General features: G+C 42.9%; 18 protein-coding genes. All 18 read left to right on the top strand.

Features of this window, described 5'->3' with window-relative positions; all coding sequences use genetic code 11:
• The first annotated feature begins 8 nt into the window (after positions 1-8).
• On the top strand, positions 9-284 hold the full coding sequence (locus G602_RS0102350; RefSeq protein WP_026657482.1) for an IreB family regulatory phosphoprotein: 276 nt from the start codon (positions 9-11) through the stop codon (positions 282-284).
• A complete protein-coding gene (gene ruvX, locus G602_RS0102345) occupies positions 284-715 on the top strand; it encodes a Holliday junction resolvase RuvX (protein WP_026657481.1) in 432 nt (143 codons plus the stop codon). Before G602_RS0102350 ends, ruvX begins: the two co-directional genes overlap by 1 nt.
• Positions 715-975 carry a DUF1292 domain-containing protein gene (locus G602_RS0102340; protein ID WP_026657480.1) on the top strand — a complete coding sequence of 87 codons (261 nt, stop codon included), beginning with the start codon at positions 715-717 and terminating at the stop codon, positions 973-975. The genes ruvX and G602_RS0102340 overlap by 1 nt, the downstream gene beginning before the upstream one ends.
• A 15-nt stretch (positions 976-990) precedes the next feature.
• A complete protein-coding gene (locus G602_RS0102335) occupies positions 991-1,449 on the top strand; it encodes a Fur family transcriptional regulator (RefSeq protein WP_026657479.1) in 459 nt (152 codons plus the stop codon).
• The gene (locus G602_RS0102330; RefSeq protein ID WP_026657478.1) at positions 1,446-3,128 is read left to right on the top strand and encodes a ribonuclease J; all 1,683 of its coding nucleotides are present in this window, start codon (positions 1,446-1,448) and stop codon (positions 3,126-3,128) included. The genes G602_RS0102335 and G602_RS0102330 overlap by 4 nt, the downstream gene beginning before the upstream one ends.
• Positions 3,129-3,145: 17 nt before the next feature.
• Positions 3,146-3,541 carry an endolytic transglycosylase MltG gene (locus G602_RS24845; protein ID WP_044930841.1) on the top strand — a complete coding sequence of 132 codons (396 nt, stop codon included), beginning with the start codon at positions 3,146-3,148 and terminating at the stop codon, positions 3,539-3,541.
• Positions 3,538-4,179 carry an O-methyltransferase gene (locus tag G602_RS0102320; RefSeq protein ID WP_026657477.1) on the top strand — a complete coding sequence of 214 codons (642 nt, stop codon included), beginning with the start codon at positions 3,538-3,540 and terminating at the stop codon, positions 4,177-4,179. The genes G602_RS24845 and G602_RS0102320 overlap by 4 nt, the downstream gene beginning before the upstream one ends.
• A 133-nt stretch (positions 4,180-4,312) precedes the next feature.
• Positions 4,313-5,569 (top strand): peptidase U32 family protein, encoded by a 1,257-nt coding sequence (locus G602_RS0102315; RefSeq protein ID WP_026657475.1) that lies wholly within the window; start codon positions 4,313-4,315, stop codon positions 5,567-5,569.
• A 156-nt stretch (positions 5,570-5,725) separates the two neighbouring features.
• Positions 5,726-7,837, top strand: coding sequence for a glutamine synthetase III family protein (locus tag G602_RS0102310; protein WP_026657474.1), 2,112 nt, complete (start codon positions 5,726-5,728; stop codon positions 7,835-7,837).
• A gap of 125 nt (positions 7,838-7,962) precedes the next feature.
• Entirely contained in the window at positions 7,963-8,628 is a 666-nt protein-coding gene (gene sdaAB, locus G602_RS0102305) for an L-serine ammonia-lyase, iron-sulfur-dependent subunit beta (protein ID WP_026657473.1), read from the top strand.
• A gap of 5 nt (positions 8,629-8,633) precedes the next feature.
• Complete coding sequence (gene sdaAA, locus G602_RS0102300; RefSeq protein ID WP_026657472.1) at positions 8,634-9,503, top strand: L-serine ammonia-lyase, iron-sulfur-dependent, subunit alpha; 870 nt, start codon at positions 8,634-8,636, stop codon at positions 9,501-9,503.
• A 205-nt stretch (positions 9,504-9,708) separates the two neighbouring features.
• The gene (locus G602_RS0102295; RefSeq protein WP_049945008.1) at positions 9,709-10,800 is read left to right on the top strand and encodes a pyridoxal phosphate-dependent aminotransferase; all 1,092 of its coding nucleotides are present in this window, start codon (positions 9,709-9,711) and stop codon (positions 10,798-10,800) included.
• 155 nt (positions 10,801-10,955) lie between these two features.
• The gene (locus tag G602_RS0102290) at positions 10,956-12,329 is read left to right on the top strand and encodes an MATE family efflux transporter (protein ID WP_026657470.1); all 1,374 of its coding nucleotides are present in this window, start codon (positions 10,956-10,958) and stop codon (positions 12,327-12,329) included.
• A gap of 22 nt (positions 12,330-12,351) precedes the next feature.
• Positions 12,352-13,359: a 2-hydroxyacid dehydrogenase gene (locus G602_RS24840; RefSeq protein WP_049945007.1), complete on the top strand. Its 1,008-nt coding sequence runs from the start codon at positions 12,352-12,354 to the stop codon at positions 13,357-13,359.
• A 138-nt stretch (positions 13,360-13,497) separates the two neighbouring features.
• Positions 13,498-14,604 (top strand): pyridoxal phosphate-dependent aminotransferase, encoded by a 1,107-nt coding sequence (locus G602_RS0102280; protein WP_026657468.1) that lies wholly within the window; start codon positions 13,498-13,500, stop codon positions 14,602-14,604.
• A gap of 26 nt (positions 14,605-14,630) precedes the next feature.
• Positions 14,631-15,320 (top strand): cytidylate kinase-like family protein, encoded by a 690-nt coding sequence (locus G602_RS24835; protein ID WP_044930840.1) that lies wholly within the window; start codon positions 14,631-14,633, stop codon positions 15,318-15,320.
• A 17-nt stretch (positions 15,321-15,337) separates the two neighbouring features.
• Positions 15,338-16,270, top strand: a complete 933-nt coding sequence (locus tag G602_RS0102270; RefSeq protein ID WP_026657467.1) for an ABC transporter permease — start codon at positions 15,338-15,340, stop codon at positions 16,268-16,270.
• 1 nt (position 16,271) lies between these two features.
• Entirely contained in the window at positions 16,272-17,273 is a 1,002-nt protein-coding gene (locus G602_RS0102265) for an ABC transporter permease (protein WP_044930838.1), read from the top strand.
• Positions 17,274-17,302 lie beyond the last annotated feature (29 nt).

The following is a 17,302-nucleotide window of genomic DNA, read 5'->3' as shown; positions in this document are numbered from 1 at the left end:
TCGGCAATATGACAGATAACAATCTTGGCAACACACAATTTTTTAAAGTAGAAGTTGATCCGGAAACAGGCGTTAAGAAAGTACTTTCTATCGTATATGAAGCGCTTCTCGAGAAGGGATATAACCCTGTAAATCAGATTGTGGGTTATATTATGTCAGGAGATCCTACTTATATCACAAGCCACATGGGTGCCAGAAGCCTTATCATGAAGGTTGAGCGTGATGAGTTGGTAGAAGAAATGCTCACAGAGTATATTAAAAATAATAACTGGTCCAGAAAATAATGAGAATTATGGGATTGGATTACGGATCTAAGACGGTCGGTGTTGCGATTAGCGACGAACTCCTTTTGACAGCACAGGCCAAAGAGATTATCCGTAGAAAAGAAGAGAACAAACTTCGGAAAACACTGGCTAGAATAGAAGAGCTGATTCAGGAATTTGGTGTGGAGCTTATAGTACTTGGGCTTCCACTGAATATGGATCAGTCTGAATCAGTGCGTTCTGCTCTCTCTGAGAATTTCAGGGATAAGCTTGAGAGACGTACATCTCTTCCTGTGATTATGTGGGACGAGCGCCTTACTACGGTAGAGGCTGATGCCATAATGGATGAAGTGGGTATTAAGAAGTCTGATCGCAAGGAATATGTGGATATGATCGCAGCGCAGATTATCTTGCAGGATTATCTTGATAACAGAAAAAAGGAAAATGAATAATGGAAAAAATTACATTCCGTCCTGAAGGTGATGAACCTGTGGACTTTTTTGTGCTGGAACAGACAGTGATCGGTGCCAAGTCATACATTCTTGTGACAGACACTGAGGATGGAGATGGTGAAGCACTGATTCTTCGCGATGATTCGGACGAAGGTGAGGCTGAGGCCAATTATACAATTGTTGATGATGACAAGGAGCTTGAAGCAGTTGCTGCTCTTTTCAGAAAGCTTCTTGAAGAGGATGATATAGGATTGGATTAACCGGGAGGATGATCCATGGGAATGGTTTCAACCGATGAATTCAAGGTATTATTAAAAGGAAAAGGTCTCAAGATCACTACTCAGAGACTTGTAATATTGGAAATTCTTGGCAGGAATCCCGGGAAACATCTGACTGCCGAGGAAATTTATAATTTGGTAAAGACAGAGCACCCTGAAATAGGGCTGGCTACTGTTTATAGAACTATACAAGTACTGATGGAGTTACATCTTATAGATCGGGTGAACTTTGATGATGGTGTAGAACGTTATGAACTCGCTCATGAAGCGGATGCAGATGGCGCACACCACCATCATCATTTGATATGCGTTAAATGTGGGAAGGTCTTGGAATTTGAGGAAGACATGCTTGAGGGGCTGGAACTCAAAATCGCCGAGAAGACCGGATTTAAAGTTACCGATCATGAGGTTAAACTCTACGGCTATTGCAATGAATGTGGAGGAAAAACTGATTGAATAAAAAGAAAACTAATAATTCTGCTTCAGGGCTTCAGGTCATACCGCTTGGTGGACTGGAGCAGATTGGTATGAATATAACTGCCTTCAGATATGAGGACAGTATTATTGTGGTAGATTGCGGTCTGTCATTTCCGGATGATGACATGCTGGGAATCGATCTCGTAATTCCTGATATTACATATTTGAAAAATAATATGGATAAAGTAAAGGGCTTCGTAATCACTCATGGACATGAGGATCATATCGGAGCGCTTCCTTATATCCTGAAAGAGCTTAATGTTCCTATCTATGCTACCAGACTGACAATGGGAATAATTGAGCATAAACTTGAAGAGCACGGCCTTTTAAAGAAGGTAAGAAGAAAGGTTGTAAAGTTTGGCCAGTCAATAAATCTCGGAGATTTCAGAGTTGAGTTTATAAGGACTAACCATTCCATAGTAGATGCAGCGGCACTTGCTATTTATTCGCCTGCAGGTATTGTGGTTCATACAGGTGACTTTAAGGTTGATTACACACCTGTTTTCGGAGATCCCATTGATCTTCAGAGATTTGGTGAAATTGGAAAGAAGGGTGTTCTTGCACTTATGTGTGATTCCACAAATGCGGAGCGTCCGGGATTTACAGCATCTGAGCGTACGGTTGGTAAGACCTTTGATTCACTGTTTGAGGAACATAACGATTCCAGAATCATTGTTGCGACCTTTGCATCCAATGTAGACCGTGTTCAGCAGATTATAAACACAGCATACAAGTTCGGAAGAAAGGTTGTTGTAGAGGGCAGAAGTATGGTCAATATTATTGATATTGCCCAGAAGCTTGAGTGTATCCAGATTCCGGATAATACCCTTGTGGATATTGACCAGCTCAAGAATTACCCTGACAACAAGACGGTAATTATCACTACCGGAAGCCAGGGTGAGAGCATGGCTGCTCTTAGCAGAATGGCCAGCGGACAGCATAAAAAGATAAGTGTTCGTCCCGGCGATACAATCATCTTTTCATCACATCCCATACCGGGAAATGAGAAGGCAGTTACTAATATTATAAATGACCTCCTTGTCAGAGGTGCTGATGTTATATTCCAGGATGTTCATGTATCCGGACACGCCTGCCAGGAGGACATCAAGCTTATTTATACACTGGTTCGTCCCAAGTATGCGGTTCCTGTTCACGGAGAGTATAAGCATCTTATTGCGCAGAAGAACATTGCCATGGGGCTTGGAATGGACAAGGATAATATTTTTATTATCAGATCCGGTGATGTCCTTGAGCTTAAGGAGGACAGTGCAAAGGTTGTAGGTAAAGTTCCGACAGGAGCTATTCTTGTAGACGGACTCGGCGTAGGTGATGTCGGAAACGTAGTTCTTCGCGACAGACAGAGACTTGCAGAGGACGGAATTGTTATCGTAGTATTTGGCATAGACAGAGAAAATGCGCAGCTTGTATCCGGTCCCAGCATTGTATCGAGAGGCTTTGTATATGTGCGAGAATCCGATGAGCTTATTGATGATGCTACAGATCTCGTGCTTGATGAGGTAACGGAGGCACTTGATAAGAATATTACAGACTGGAATAAGCTTAAGAATATAGTTAAGGATGTTCTTTCTGATTTTATCTGGAAGAAGACCAAGAGAAGACCCATGATTCTTCCTATTATCATGGACTCTAACTACTGATTGGGAAAAGAGGACTTATGAACGTTAGAAGTGTAGGATTAGGTGTTGTGGACACAATAGTAAAGGCGTTCCTTATTATTGTCGCTATAATGCTTATTAGCAAATATGCATCACTTGCATATACCTATGGATATAACATATATAATCAGCTTCCGGCTTCTCAATATGATACGAGGACAGTTACTGTATCAATAACGGATAGCATGTCAGTCGGAGATATTGCAGAGCTTCTTGAGAACAGAGGACTGGTTAAGGATAAGAATCTGTTTTGGATGCAGGAGCGCTTTTCGGAATATCATGGAATGATCGCTCCGGGAACCTATGAGCTTAGCCCGTCGATGACACCTGATGAGATAATAGCAATTATGTGTGCTGCAACTATCGAAGCAGACAAAGAGGAGTCGAAGCAGTGATCAGTGACGAGAGAATAAGTACCTTTATCAATTCACTTGATCAGGGAAATGAGCCTTTTCTGGATGAGCTTGAGAGAAAATCCCTTGCGGACGATGTTCCTATAATCAGGAAGGATACTCAGAGCTTAATAAGATTTTTACTCAGTATGAATCATCCGAAGAATATTTTAGAGGTAGGCTGCGCAGTTGGATTTTCCGCGCTTTTGATGGCAACCTATTCTGATCCGGATACGAAGATTACGACGATAGAAAAGTTTGAGAAACGTATCCCGGTGGCTTATGACAATTTTGATAAATATGATGTAAACAAAAAAATCACACTGCTTGAGGGGGATGCAGCAGATATTTTAGCAAAGCTTTCCGGGCAGTATGATTTTATTTTTATGGATGCAGCTAAAGGACAGTATATAAATTTCCTGCCTGACTGTAAGAGGCTTCTTACAAAGGGAGGATTGCTACTGTCGGACAATGTACTCCAGGATGGAGATGTAATGGAGTCGAGGTTTGCCGTAACAAGAAGAAACCGCACGATCCATGAGAGAATGAGGGAGTATCTGTTTGCAATAAAGCATGACCCCGAGCTTCAGAGTGTAATACTTAATGTCGGTGATGGAATGGCGATGTCGTTGAAGCTATAAATATATAGCAATGTAGCTGAAATAATGATTTAAGCAATGTAGTTAAAATAGATGATTTAAAATGTAACCCAAGGGCGTTTTTATATGCCTTCCCCCTCTGGGGGAAGGTGCCCGAAGGGCGGATGAGGGCTTTATGAGAGAAAGAAGAAAACCTGAGCTGCTTATTCCTGCAAGCAGCCTTGAAGTATTAAAAACAGCAGTAATTTTCGGAGCAGATGCCGTTTATATCGGCGGTAACTCCTTTGGACTTCGTGCCAAGGCAAAGAACTTCAGCCATGATGATATGGCTGAGGGCATAAAGTTTGCTCACGAGCATGGTGTTCATGTTCATGTAACAGCGAATATCCTTGCTCACAATGATGACCTTAAGGGAGCAGAGGAATATTTCCATGAGCTTAAGGAGCTTGGTCCTGATGCACTTATTATCGCTGACCCCGGCATGTTCATGATGGCGAGAAGAATATGCCCTGAGATAGATATTCATGTATCAACACAGGCTAATAATACTAATTACGAGACTTACAAGTTCTGGGCTGATCTTGGTGCAAAGAGAGTAGTTGCGGCAAGAGAGCTTTCATTAAAGGAGATAAAGGAAATTCGCGAAAATATTCCTGATGATCTTGAGGTTGAGAGCTTTATTCACGGAGCTATGTGCATAAGCTATTCAGGAAGATGTCTTCTTTCAAACTATTTCACAGGCCGTGACGCAAACCACGGAGAATGTACACACCCCTGCCGCTGGAAATATGCTGTTGTTGAGGAGACAAGACCCGGAGAATATCTTCCTGTTTATGAGAATGAGCGTGGATCTTTCATCTTCAATTCCAAGGATCTGTGCATGATCGAGCATATTCCGGAGCTGGTTGATGCAGGAGTTGACAGCTGCAAGATAGAGGGACGCATGAAGACCGCTCTTTATGTTGCTACTGTTGCCAGAACCTATAGAAAAGCTATTGATGACTTCTTCGAATCAGAGGAGAAGTATCGTGAGAATATGCCCTGGTACCTTGATGAAATCTCAAGATGCACCTACAGACAGTTCACAACAGGCTTCTATTTTGGTAAGCCCTCTGATGAGGCACAGATTTATGATGCCAATACCTATGTGAACGAGTACACATACCTTGGCATAGTTGGTGAAGTGACAGAGGATGGTCTTGCTAAGATCGAGCAGAGAAATAAGTTCTGCGTCGGAGACACGATCGAGATCATGAAGCCTGACGGAAGAGATATCGAGACCAAGGTTCTTGGTATCACCAATGAGGATGGAGAAGCTATGGATAGCTGTCCTCATCCGAAGCAGGTTCTTTATATAAAGCTTGATAAAGAGACTGAGAAATACGATATTCTGAGAGTGCACACAGGATCTTCAGAGAAGATATCCTGCTAATAAATAGTTTTTAGATTTAATTGAAACCACAAATAATTGAGCAAAAAGTCTCAGCGGGTACAAACTACCTGCTGAGATTTTTAGTTTGTGTAATTTGAACGAATATAGTACAATCATTGGCGAAATTACTTTTTATAAAAAGAAAATGAGGTGTATATGAGTAAGCAGGTCATGGTTGAGGAACTATTCGGTAAAAACGTATTCACACTAGAGAAAATGCGCGAGCGTCTTCCCAAGAGTGTCTACAAAGAGGTCATTCAGGTCATGGAAAATGGCGGAGATCTCTCACTTGCTTCTGCAGATGCTGTTGCAAATGCGATGAAGAACTGGGCGATGGAGAATGGTGCTACACACTATACGCACTGGTTCCAGCCGCTTACCGGTATTACTGCTGAGAAGCACGATGCATTTATTACAAGTGCCCGTGGTGACGGACATATGATGACATCTTTTTCGGGAAAAGATCTCATCAAGGGTGAGCCCGATGCTTCATCCTTCCCGTCAGGCGGCCTTCGTGCCACATTCGAGGCAAGAGGTTATACCGCATGGGATATTACATCCCCTGCATTCCTCAAGGAAACAGGCGCAGGCGTTACGCTCTGCATACCCACCGCATTTTGTTCATATAACGGAGAGGCTCTTGATAAAAAGACTCCTCTTCTCAGATCCATGGAGGCTGTAAATGAGCAGGCTTTGAGGATTGTTCATCTTTTCGGAAATACCGAGGCAAAGAAAGTAAACGTATCTGTTGGTCCCGAGCAGGAGTACTTCCTTGTAGACTGGAAGAAGAGTTTACAGCGTCCTGACCTTATCTTTACAGGCCGCACACTTTTTGGAGCTCAGCCCCCTAAGGGACAGGAGATGGAGGATCACTACTTCGGCGTTATCAGAGAGCGCGTCGGAGAGTACATGAAGGACCTTAACAACGAGCTCTGGAAGCTTGGCGTTCCCGGAAAAACCCAGCACAACGAGGTTGCTCCCGGTCAGCACGAGCTTGCACCTATTTACGAGACAGCCAACATTGCTGTAGATCACAACCAGATTATAATGGAGACCATGAAGAGAGTTGCGGAGCACCACAACATGAGATGCCTTCTTCATGAAAAGCCGTTCCAGGGAGTTAATGGTTCCGGTAAACATGATAACTGGTCTCTTTGCACGGACAATGGAGTTAATCTCCTTGATCCCGGTGATACACCTAATGAAAATATTCAGTTCCTGTTTGTTCTTGCCTGCGTAGTTAAGGCTGTTGACAGACATGCAGACTTATTAAGACAGAGTGCATCAGATGTAGGTAACGACCATCGTCTTGGTGCGGATGAGGCACCTCCGGCAATTATTTCAATTTTCCTTGGAGAGCAGCTTGAGGACGTAGTTCATCAGCTCATTGAGACAGGTGAAGCCAAGAGATCCAAGCGCGGCGGAAAGCTTAAGACAGGTGTTTCCACACTACCTGAATTTGAGAAGGACGCTACAGACAGAAACCGTACATCACCCTTCGCATTTACAGGTAATAAGTTTGAGTTCCGTATGGTTGGATCATCCGATTCAATGGCAAGCTCAAATACAGCTCTTAATACAATTGTTGCAGAGGCATTCAGTGAGGCAGCAGACAGACTTGAAAAGGCTTCCGATTTTGATATGGAAGTACACGATATCATCAAGGAGTATTTAACAGATCACCAGAGAGTAATCTTTAATGGTGACGGATATTCTGAAGAGTGGAAGAAGGAAGCGGAAAGAAGAGGTCTTCCAAACATTCCTTCCACAATTGAAGCTGCTGAGGTTCTTACAACCGATAAGGCAATTGAGCTTTACAAGAAATTCGGCGTATTTACAAAGACAGAGCTTGAGTCACGTCAGGAGATCATCTTCGAGACCTACTCAAAGACTATAAATATTGAAGCGCTTACAATGATTGATATGGCCAGCAAGCAGATCATCCCTGCAGTTATGAAATATGCAGGAGGACTTGCTGCAAATATCAATGAAGTTAAGGCAGCAGGCTGCGATGTATCAGTAATGACAAGTGAGCTTACAGAGGTTACAAAGGAACTCGGTGCCATGAAGAAGGCACTTGATGAGCTCAATAAGGAAGAGGAGAAGGCCAGAAGCATAGCTGAGCCCAGAGAGAGAGCATATTATTGTAAGGATAAGGTAGTTCCTGCAATGACAGCACTCAGGACTCCTGCCGATAAGCTTGAGATGCTTGTCGATAAAAATGACTGGCCGTTCCCGACATATGCAGATCTTCTTTTTGAAGGCTAATGCAGAAAAATAAATTTTCATATTGTGAGTGGCTTACTGTAAGCCATATAATCAACTAAAACAAAGGCGTATGTAATCTTTATTGGATTTACAGCGCCTTTTGTTGCCTTAGGGAGGAATAGGCTTTGGAATTATTTGATATTATAGGCCCTGTGATGGTAGGACCATCAAGCTCGCATACAGCAGGGGCTGCCAGAATAGGATTTATCGCAGGAAAGCTTCTTGGAGAAAAAATAAATGAGGCAAAAATCCTTCTTTATGGCTCATTCATGGATACCGGTAAGGGACATGGAACAGATAAGGCTCTGGTTGCAGGACTTCTTGGTATGACACCGGATGACTACAGACTTTCGAAGAGTCTTGAGATGGCAGCGGAAGAAGGCATGAAAATTGAGTTCGGTGAGGCAAAGCTGGTGGATGCCCACCCCAATTCCGTACAGATGATTTTAACAGGTGAGAGCGGAAGTACCATAGATATTGTTGGGGAATCCATAGGCGGGGGGAAAATAAACATTGCCAAGATAGATGGAATAGCTACCAATTTCTCCGGAGAATTCCCCACACTTATAGTTCATAACCTTGACCAGCCGGGACATGTGTCGGAGGTTACCTCGATGCTGTCGCATAAGCTTGTGAATATTGCGACCATGCAGCTATATCGTGACAGTAGAGGCGGAATGGCTGTTATGGTAGTGGAATGTGACCAGGAGATACCTGAGGATGGAATCAACTGGCTAAAGAAAAGCGAAGGTGTTCTTAAAGTTACTTATTTTGAAGGCATAAGAGGATAAAAGACATGTATAAATCTATAGCAGATATATTGCAGCAGGCTAAGGAGCAGAAAAAACAATTTTGGGAAATTGTACTTGAAGCAGACATGGAGAGCAGAAATGTATCTGCGGAAGAATCATTACAGGATATGGAACAGATGTATGACGCCATGAAGGATGCTGATTCCAAATATGACGGGAAGCTTAAATCTGCAAGTGGAATGAGCGGAGGGAATGGCAGTCTTCTGGATGAGTACAATGCATCCGGGAAAAATCTGTGCGGTGACTTTCTTGGAACCGTAATGGCAAGAGCAATAAAAATGGGTGAATCCAACGCCTGCATGAAGAGAATAGTTGCTGCGCCAACAGCCGGTTCCTGCGGAGTTCTGCCTGCAATTCTTATAAGCTATGAAGAATATGGGAACTGCTCAAAGGAAGAAATGATAAGGGCGCTTTACGTGGCAGCCGGAATCGGCAAGGTGATCGGAGAAAATGCGAGTATATCCGGAGCCTATGGGGGATGCCAGGCAGAGATAGGAACGGCATCTGCTATGGCAGCAGGAGCACTTGCATATCTGCAGGGTGGGGATAACTCTGCGGTAGTCAACGCACTGGCTCTGGCACTTAAAAATATGCTGGGTCTTTCCTGTGATCCTGTTGGAGGACTGGTGGAAGTCCCCTGCGTTAAGAGAAATTCTCATGGAGCTGTAAATGCTGTGGCGTCAGCTCAGCTTGCACTTGCGGGAATAAAAAGTGTTATCTCACCTGATGATGTAATTGACAGCATGAGAAGGATCGGGAATGAGATGGCACCTGATATAAAGGAGACCGGAAAGGGAGGACTCGCAACAACGGAGTCAGCCAGGAAGATTTTTTGTCAGCAGGAAAAACAATAACTTATAAATTTTATTCTAAGGGGAAAAATAACCTATAACAAAAAAGTTATGAGGTATAAAAAAACAGATATTTGTTTTTCATTTGTTTTGCTAACTATAATACAAGCATTACAGATGCGAAGGCGTGATCTCAGTAAGAGATTGCGCCTTTTTGCATTTTTAAATGGAAGGATATATGAAAAGAGTTAGGAAAGGAGAGTTAATTATGACAACAAGGGATTTGATGAGAGAGTCACTTAGGAATTTCAGGGCATATGTTGCGGGTGGAAAGCAGCTGCAACCGGATTTGTCCATGCCTATTGTTAAGCTTAATGCGAATGAGAACCAGATGGGGCCGGGACCTAAGGCGGTTATGGCCATGACAGCAGAGCTTGGTTTGGGACATCTGTATCCTATGGAGACCATACAGAGACTTAAGAAGAAAATATCAGAGCATGTGGGACTTCCTGTGGAATGTGTATCTGTCTATCACGGATCCGGAAGTGGAATTGGTGCTATCGGAGAAGCTTTCCTTAATCCGGACGATGAGATGCTTGTCTGCTCTCCGACATACATGGCTTATTACATGCTGCCGGGAAGATTTGGTGCAAAGCTTGTTGAAGTGGAGGCTGATGACGGAGTAAGCACGGACCTGGATAAGATTTATGATGCTATCACAGATAAGACCAAGCTTATTTTTATCTGCAATCCCAATAATCCGACGGGTACGCTTTTGGATGCAGAAAAGCTTTTTGACTTTATAAAAAAGGTACCGGAACATGTGATTACAGTAGTGGATGAAGCATATATTGACTGGGTATCTGATGAGTCATATCCAAGTGCTATGAAGATGGTAGAGGATGGAAGGAATCTTATTGTTCTAAGAACCTTTTCAAAAATATACGGACTTGCGGGCTGCAGAGTCGGCTATGCCATAGCTAATGCAGAGGTTACGGAGTGCCTTGGAGCTGTTGCCATGGGGCCAAACAGAATAGGTGCAGCGGGAGCGGCAGCAGCTCTTGATGATATTGAATACTATAATGCGGCTAAGGAAAATAACTCTACCCAGCGTGAATATCTTACCAGAGAAATGGAAAAGCTGGGAATTACAGTAGTTCCAAGCTCTACAAGTTTCATTTATTTTGCGCCGCACTGTGATACTAAGGACTGCATGGATTTTCTGGAGTCTCAGGGAGTATTCATAAGATACTTTTCAGAGGAATACATCCGGGTAAGTATAGGATTACCGTGGCAGAATAAGCAGTTCTTAACAGCGCTCTCAAAATACCTTATGCGTTACCAAAAGAAAGCGGTATAACAAAAATATTATAAGGTATAAATCAACAGGTATTTGTCTTATAAAACAGATGCCAATATAATACACCCATAGCAAAGACAAAGGCGTCGGAAATAAATAATTCCGGCGCCTGTTTTCGTTTAATAAGAAAAAATGACAGGGAGGAGAGCAGATAAATGTTTAGCAGAGAAAAACTAATGAAGCTGATCATCCCAATGGTTATAGAACAGCTCCTGGCAGTAACAGTAGGTATGGCTGACATGATCATGGTATCGGGAGCCGGTGAAGAAGCTGTCTCAGGAATATCACTTGTAAATTCAATATGTGTACTTCTGATAATGGCCTTCGCAGCAATGGCTTCCGGCGGATCGGTTGTTGTAGCACAGCTTATAGGAGCGGGAGATGAGAAAAAGGCCTGTGAAGGAGCTAACCAGCAGATGCTTATCTGTATCCTTATTTCAGGGGTACTCACAGCAGTGGCACTACTCTTTAACAGACAGGTGTTGGGACTTATATACGGAAATGTTGATGAGCTGGTTATGAAAAATGCTGTTACTTACTTTTACATAGTGGCCTGTTCGTTTCCGTTTCTTGCCACTTATAACGCAGGGGCGGCACTTTTCAGAGTAATGAATAACGCACATATCTCAATGATAATGTCAGCGATAATGAATGGCATCAACATTACACTGAACTACATCCTGGTATTCAAAATGGGAATGCAGGTTTCCGGTGTAGCATATGCGACTCTCGTATCAAGAGCAGTTGCAGCGACAGTAATTATGACAATGATAAGGAAGCCAACACTTCCGGTTCATATAGACAAGTACTTCAGATTTGGATGGCATCCTTCGATGTTGAAAAAGGTTTTATCAATCGGAGTACCGCAGGCAATGGAAAACAGTATGTTCCAGGTTGGAAAACTCCTTACACAATCTCTTATATCCAGTTTTGGAACAGCTGCAATTGCCGCAAATGCCTGCGCCAATACAGTGGAAATGCTGGCAGACATTCCGGGCTCGGCGATGGGACTTGCACTTGTAACAGTAGTAGGACAGTGCGTAGGAGCAGGGAGATATGACCTGGCAAGAGGATATGTAAAAAAGCTTTTGAAAGTAACCTACGCATTTTTGATAACACTGAATATAGTGCTTTTCCTGATAGCAAGAAATATCGCAGGTATGTATAACCTTACAGACCTTGGAACACATTATGCGGTACAGCTCATCAGATACCACAGCATCTGTTGCATGGCCATCTGGCCGCTGTCATTTACGATCGCAAGCGTGCTTCGAAGTGCAGGGGATGCGAAGTATACAATGACCACTAGCATCGTATCAATGTGGGTATTCAGAATAGGTTTTGCATACATAATCGCAAAAGGGCTTGGAATGGGAGTCCTGGGAGTGTGGATAGCGATGACAATAGACTGGGCCTTCAGAGCAGTTATGAACACAATCAGGTTTCATGGACATAAATGGGAGACAAAGGCAGTTGTTAAGGCCAGGGTTTCAGAAATGCCAAATAAGAAAACAGCTGCAGCATCATAAAACATCTGACAGGAGGAATGTTATGAAAATAGCAATTGTAAAACAAAGATCTATGGAATCAACCTACGGACCGGGTTTTGATGAAGCATTTTTCGAGAGGTTATGGGAAAAATCCCTTATTGACAGGCTTGATCCTTCGGACGAAGTTGACTGGATTGATTTCATGAAGCTGAGAGACTTTGATAAAACTGTTTCTGATTACGATGCAGTTATAGGAGCGTGGATACAGGATGGAATGATATCGGAAAAACTCCTTTCGGAGCATCCCAGACTAAAGTATGTTTCAACTCTTGCTCATGGATTCGGGCAGATAGATGAGGAAGCGTGTCATAAATATCATTGTACAGTTACAAATACAGTGTATGGGGACACAACAATAGCTGAATACGCCTGGGCACTACTGATGGATATCTGTCACAACATAAGTAAGAACGATTATTTCTACAGAGTGACACAATGGGAGCCCGGTAATGAAGGAAAAAGACAGTTCACAAGACAGATTGAACTCTATAATAAGACCTTTGGCGTTGTGGGACTTGGAAATATAGGTCTATGCGCGGCAAAGATGGCTAAGGGATTCGGGATGAAGGTTGTAGCAAACAGCAGACATAAGAAGACCGGTCCTGAATATGAAGGAATCGAGCAGGTTAGCCTTGATGAGGTACTGGAAAGGAGTGATGTCATTTCAATCCATTGTCCGCTCACTCCGGAGACAAAGAATCTGATTGATGCAAAGGCCATCTCAAAAATGAAGGATGGGGTGATCCTCATAAATACAGCAAGAGGAGCAATCATTGATGAAGCGGCATTAAAGGAAGCACTTGATAGCGGAAAGATATACGCTGCAGGGCTTGATGTAGTAGCAGGAGAGCCTCTCACAGAACCCTGCGAGCTTATGAAGTGTCAGAACACGAGAATTACAGAGCATATTGCATGGATGCCGATAGAGGCAAAGATAAGAAGCATCATGATAGCAGGAGAAAACTTCCTTAACTGGAAGGAAGGTCATCCTACAAGTGTAGTTGCATAAATGCATTTCACAAGTGTAATTACATAAATACCTTACTCAGGGGTGTAGAAAAACAACTTAGCCTTCCCCCATTGGGGGAAGGTGTCAGCGAAGCTGACGGATGAGGGGAAATAGTTCAAGTTGAAGAAGGAGGAGCGTATGAATACTGCAGAAGTTAAGAATTTATTATGTAAGGCCCTTAGAGAAAAACCTGAGACACTGCGTGCCAGCAGAAAGATGGGGAATATCGATTTTGCCAAGTTAAGACACATGGGACTTAACGAAAATGTATTTGGAATGTCACCCAAGGCACTTGAAGCAATCAGCGAGGCGAGTGCAACCTCTAACCTTTATGCGGACTGGACACAGAAGGAATTAAAGGAAGCCATAGCAAAGACCTTTGGACTTACTACCGATTATGTGATAACGGGCTGCGGATCAAGCGCAATGATCGATGCCATGGGAACAGCTTTTTTGGATCCCGGGGATGAGCTTATTCTGTGTATGCCTACATTCCCCGCAATCATAGATACGGCACAGATGCACGGGGCTTCTGTAAAGGTAATTCCTCTTAAGGATGATCTCAAATATGACCTCACCAGAATGCTGATGGAGATATCCTCCAAGACCAAGATGATTTACATATGTAATCCCAATAATCCTACAGGAACATATCTTGGTATTGATGAGCTTAGACAGTTTGCTTCAGAGTGTCCGGATGATGTGATTCAGGTTTATGACGAAGCATACATTGAGTTTGCAGAGGCTTCCGATTGTCAAAGCATAGTTGAAGTGATGAAGGAAATGCCTGAAAAGCCAATTGTATGTCTTAAGACTTTTTCAAAATTCTACGGTATGGCAGGTGTAAGAGTCGGATATTCACTGGCTCAGCCTGAAATCAGTTCCTGGCTTGCAAAATGCGGTACACAGTTTGGTGTATCCAAAACTTCACAGGCAGCAGCTGCAGCAGCCATCATGGATAAGGAGCATGGAGCATATGTTCATGAACAGGTCAGAAGAGGACGTGAATATCTGGCACAGGAGATGAAAGCATTAGGATGCGAAGTATATGATTCACAGACCAATTTCATTTTCTTTGATGCTCATGTGGATCCGCTGGAAGTTCAGTACAGGATGATGGAAAAAGGAATTTTTATATCTGCACAGGCTGGGATGAACAGAGTCTCGGTTTCATATATGGAGGATTGCGAGAGATTCATCCTGTATCTTGCGGAAATAATGCATAGCCTTAAAGCCACCGCATAAAGCTCACGTAAAGAGAGGTGAGGAGTATGAAAAAAAATTATGTGATTACCATAGCCAGGGGATTCGGTTCCGGAGGAAAGGCACTTGGTATGAGGCTTGCAGATGAGTTGGGGATCAGCTGCTATGAAAATACCATCCTGGCACTTGCTTCCAAGATGACCGGCAAGGAGACAGCAGAGCTTATTGAGATTGATGAAAAGCTAAGAAAAGGCTCCATAAATGCTCTCCTCAGAAAGCTTCCGCGAACAACAGAACCCAAGGCGGTCCAGAAGAAATTTGAGTCAGACGAGGAGATATACAGAGCTCAGTGCGATATTATAAGGAACCTGGCAGATACGGAATCCTGCATTATTATTGGTAAGTGCGCTGACTTTGTTCTGAAAAATTATGACAATGTAGTTTCCTTTTACGTAGAAGCTCCAAGAAGTTACTGTCTCGAGAGAATCACCAAAAGAATGCATGTCGACGAAGAGGAAGCTGCAAAGCTTATTGAAAAGACAGATAAATACAGGGCTAAGTACTACGAGTATTACACAAACGGTAATTATTGGACAAATCCCGTTAACTACGACATGACCTTTAATATGGCAAGAGTCGGAGAGGACAAATGTGTGCAGGTTATAAAGGATTATCTGGTTTCAAGATTCGGAAAAAATGTAGTTTATCCTGAAGCACCATCAGAGAGTAACCTCTTCACATTTTCAAAAAATGCATAAGAAAGGGGAGGAGCCGTATGACTAAGTATATTTTAAAAAGAGCATTGATGGCGGTGGGAACAACACTGGTTATCATAATCATTCTTTTCTTCCTGCTCCAGTTAATGCCTGGTTCACCTTTTAATAACGAGAGACTGACAGAAACACAGCTGCAGGTTTTGTATGAGAAATATGGATTGGATAAGCCTGTTCCTGTTCAGATAGTGATTTATATAAAGAACATGCTTACAGGAAATTTCGGTGTTTCCTATAACATTCAGCAGAATTATCCGGTGGCGAGTCTTCTGTCAACCAGATTTCCAATAACCATAAGGATCGGTGTACAGGCATTTGTGGTGGGAGTTGTGTTTGGACTTATTCTTGGAATCGTAGCAGCACTTCACCATAATGGAGCTCTTGATACAGGTACTACAGTATTCTCCATGCTGGGATCAAGCATACCTTCATATGTTGTAGCACTTGGATTGGTTTACTTCCTGGCATATAAGGCGGGACTTTTCCCACTTACCTATTCATCAGAGCATCCGTTCTTATCATCAATTCTTCCTACACTTGCCTTATCGATTGCACCAATGGCCATGACGGCGAGATTTACAAGAAATGAAATGATAGAGGTTATGGATTCTGAGTATATTCAGCTTGCTGAAACAAAGGGAATGCCGAGATGGAGAGTAGTTGGAATACATGGTCTTAAAAATGCAATGGTTCCGCTGGTTACGGTTATGGGACCGATGCTTATGGGAATGATGACAGGTTCTACGGTGGCTGAACAGATTTTTGCAATACCGGGAATCGGCTCACTTTTCATAACAGCGATTGAAACAAATGATTATAACGTTGTTATTACACTGGCGTTTATCTTCAGTGCAATGTACATAGTAACACTACTGGTTATCGATATACTGTACGGACTCATCGATCCCAGAATACGCCTGGCAGGAGGTGATTGATATGGTAGCACATGCTGAATTACAAAGATATGCATTTGCAAACAAAGACGGAATATACAGGGATGATGCTTATGCAGTTCAGGCATCCTGGAAGGAATCGCTTCATATTTTTGCACAGAATAAAGGAGCGGTGCTTGGAACTATATTTCTTACCTTCATGATTATCCTGGCGGTGTTTGGACCAATGATGACTTCCTATACATATGATGAAGTAAGCGTGGAAGAGCAAAACCTTCCGCCAAGAATTTCCGCCTTTGAAAGGTTCGGAATATTTGATGGAACCGTAAGTGGAGTGAATATCTACGAGTTTACGGGAAATAGTAAGGTTTATCACTGGTTTGGAACAGATAATCTTGGAAGAGACCTGTTTACAAGGTTCTGTCAGGGAACAAGAATTTCACTCATTATTGCAGCAATCAGTGCTGTTCTGGATATTCTTATAGGAGTTGGATATGGTCTTATTGCAGGCTACTATGGCGGCAAGGTAGATACAGCCATGATGAGGGTGATAGAAATTATTAACGGTATTCCGTCACTGGTCGTTGTTTCACTTCTGGTCGTTGTCTTAAATCCCGGTCTTACATCCATCATTATTTCGATGACAATTTCCGGATGGACGGGAATGAGCAGACTGGTAAGAGCAAATACACTAAGACTTAAACAGAGTGAGCACATTATGGCATCAAGAACACTTGGAACAGGAACTGTTACCATCCTTTTCAGAGAGATTTTTCCTAATCTCTTAAGCTCGGTTATCGTAATGGCTATGATGTCTGTACCTAATGCGATTTTCATGGAATCCTTCCTGTCGTTCATAGGACTTGGAATTCCTGCACCGCAGGCATCACTTGGAAGTCTCATAAATGACGGCTATAACCACATGCTGAGTTATCCGTATCAGTTGGCTATACCTGCAGTATTCTTTGCGCTACTGATGCTTTCACTCAATCTTATAGGAGATGGGCTCAGAGATGCTCTTGATCCTAAGCAGAAGAGGGTGTGACCTAATTATCCGGCATCCAGGGAGGAGGC

The organism is Butyrivibrio sp. AC2005 (assembly GCF_000424145.1).
Taxonomy (GTDB): domain Bacteria; phylum Bacillota; class Clostridia; order Lachnospirales; family Lachnospiraceae; genus Butyrivibrio.
This window is presented reverse-complemented; position numbering and strand designations above follow the sequence as displayed.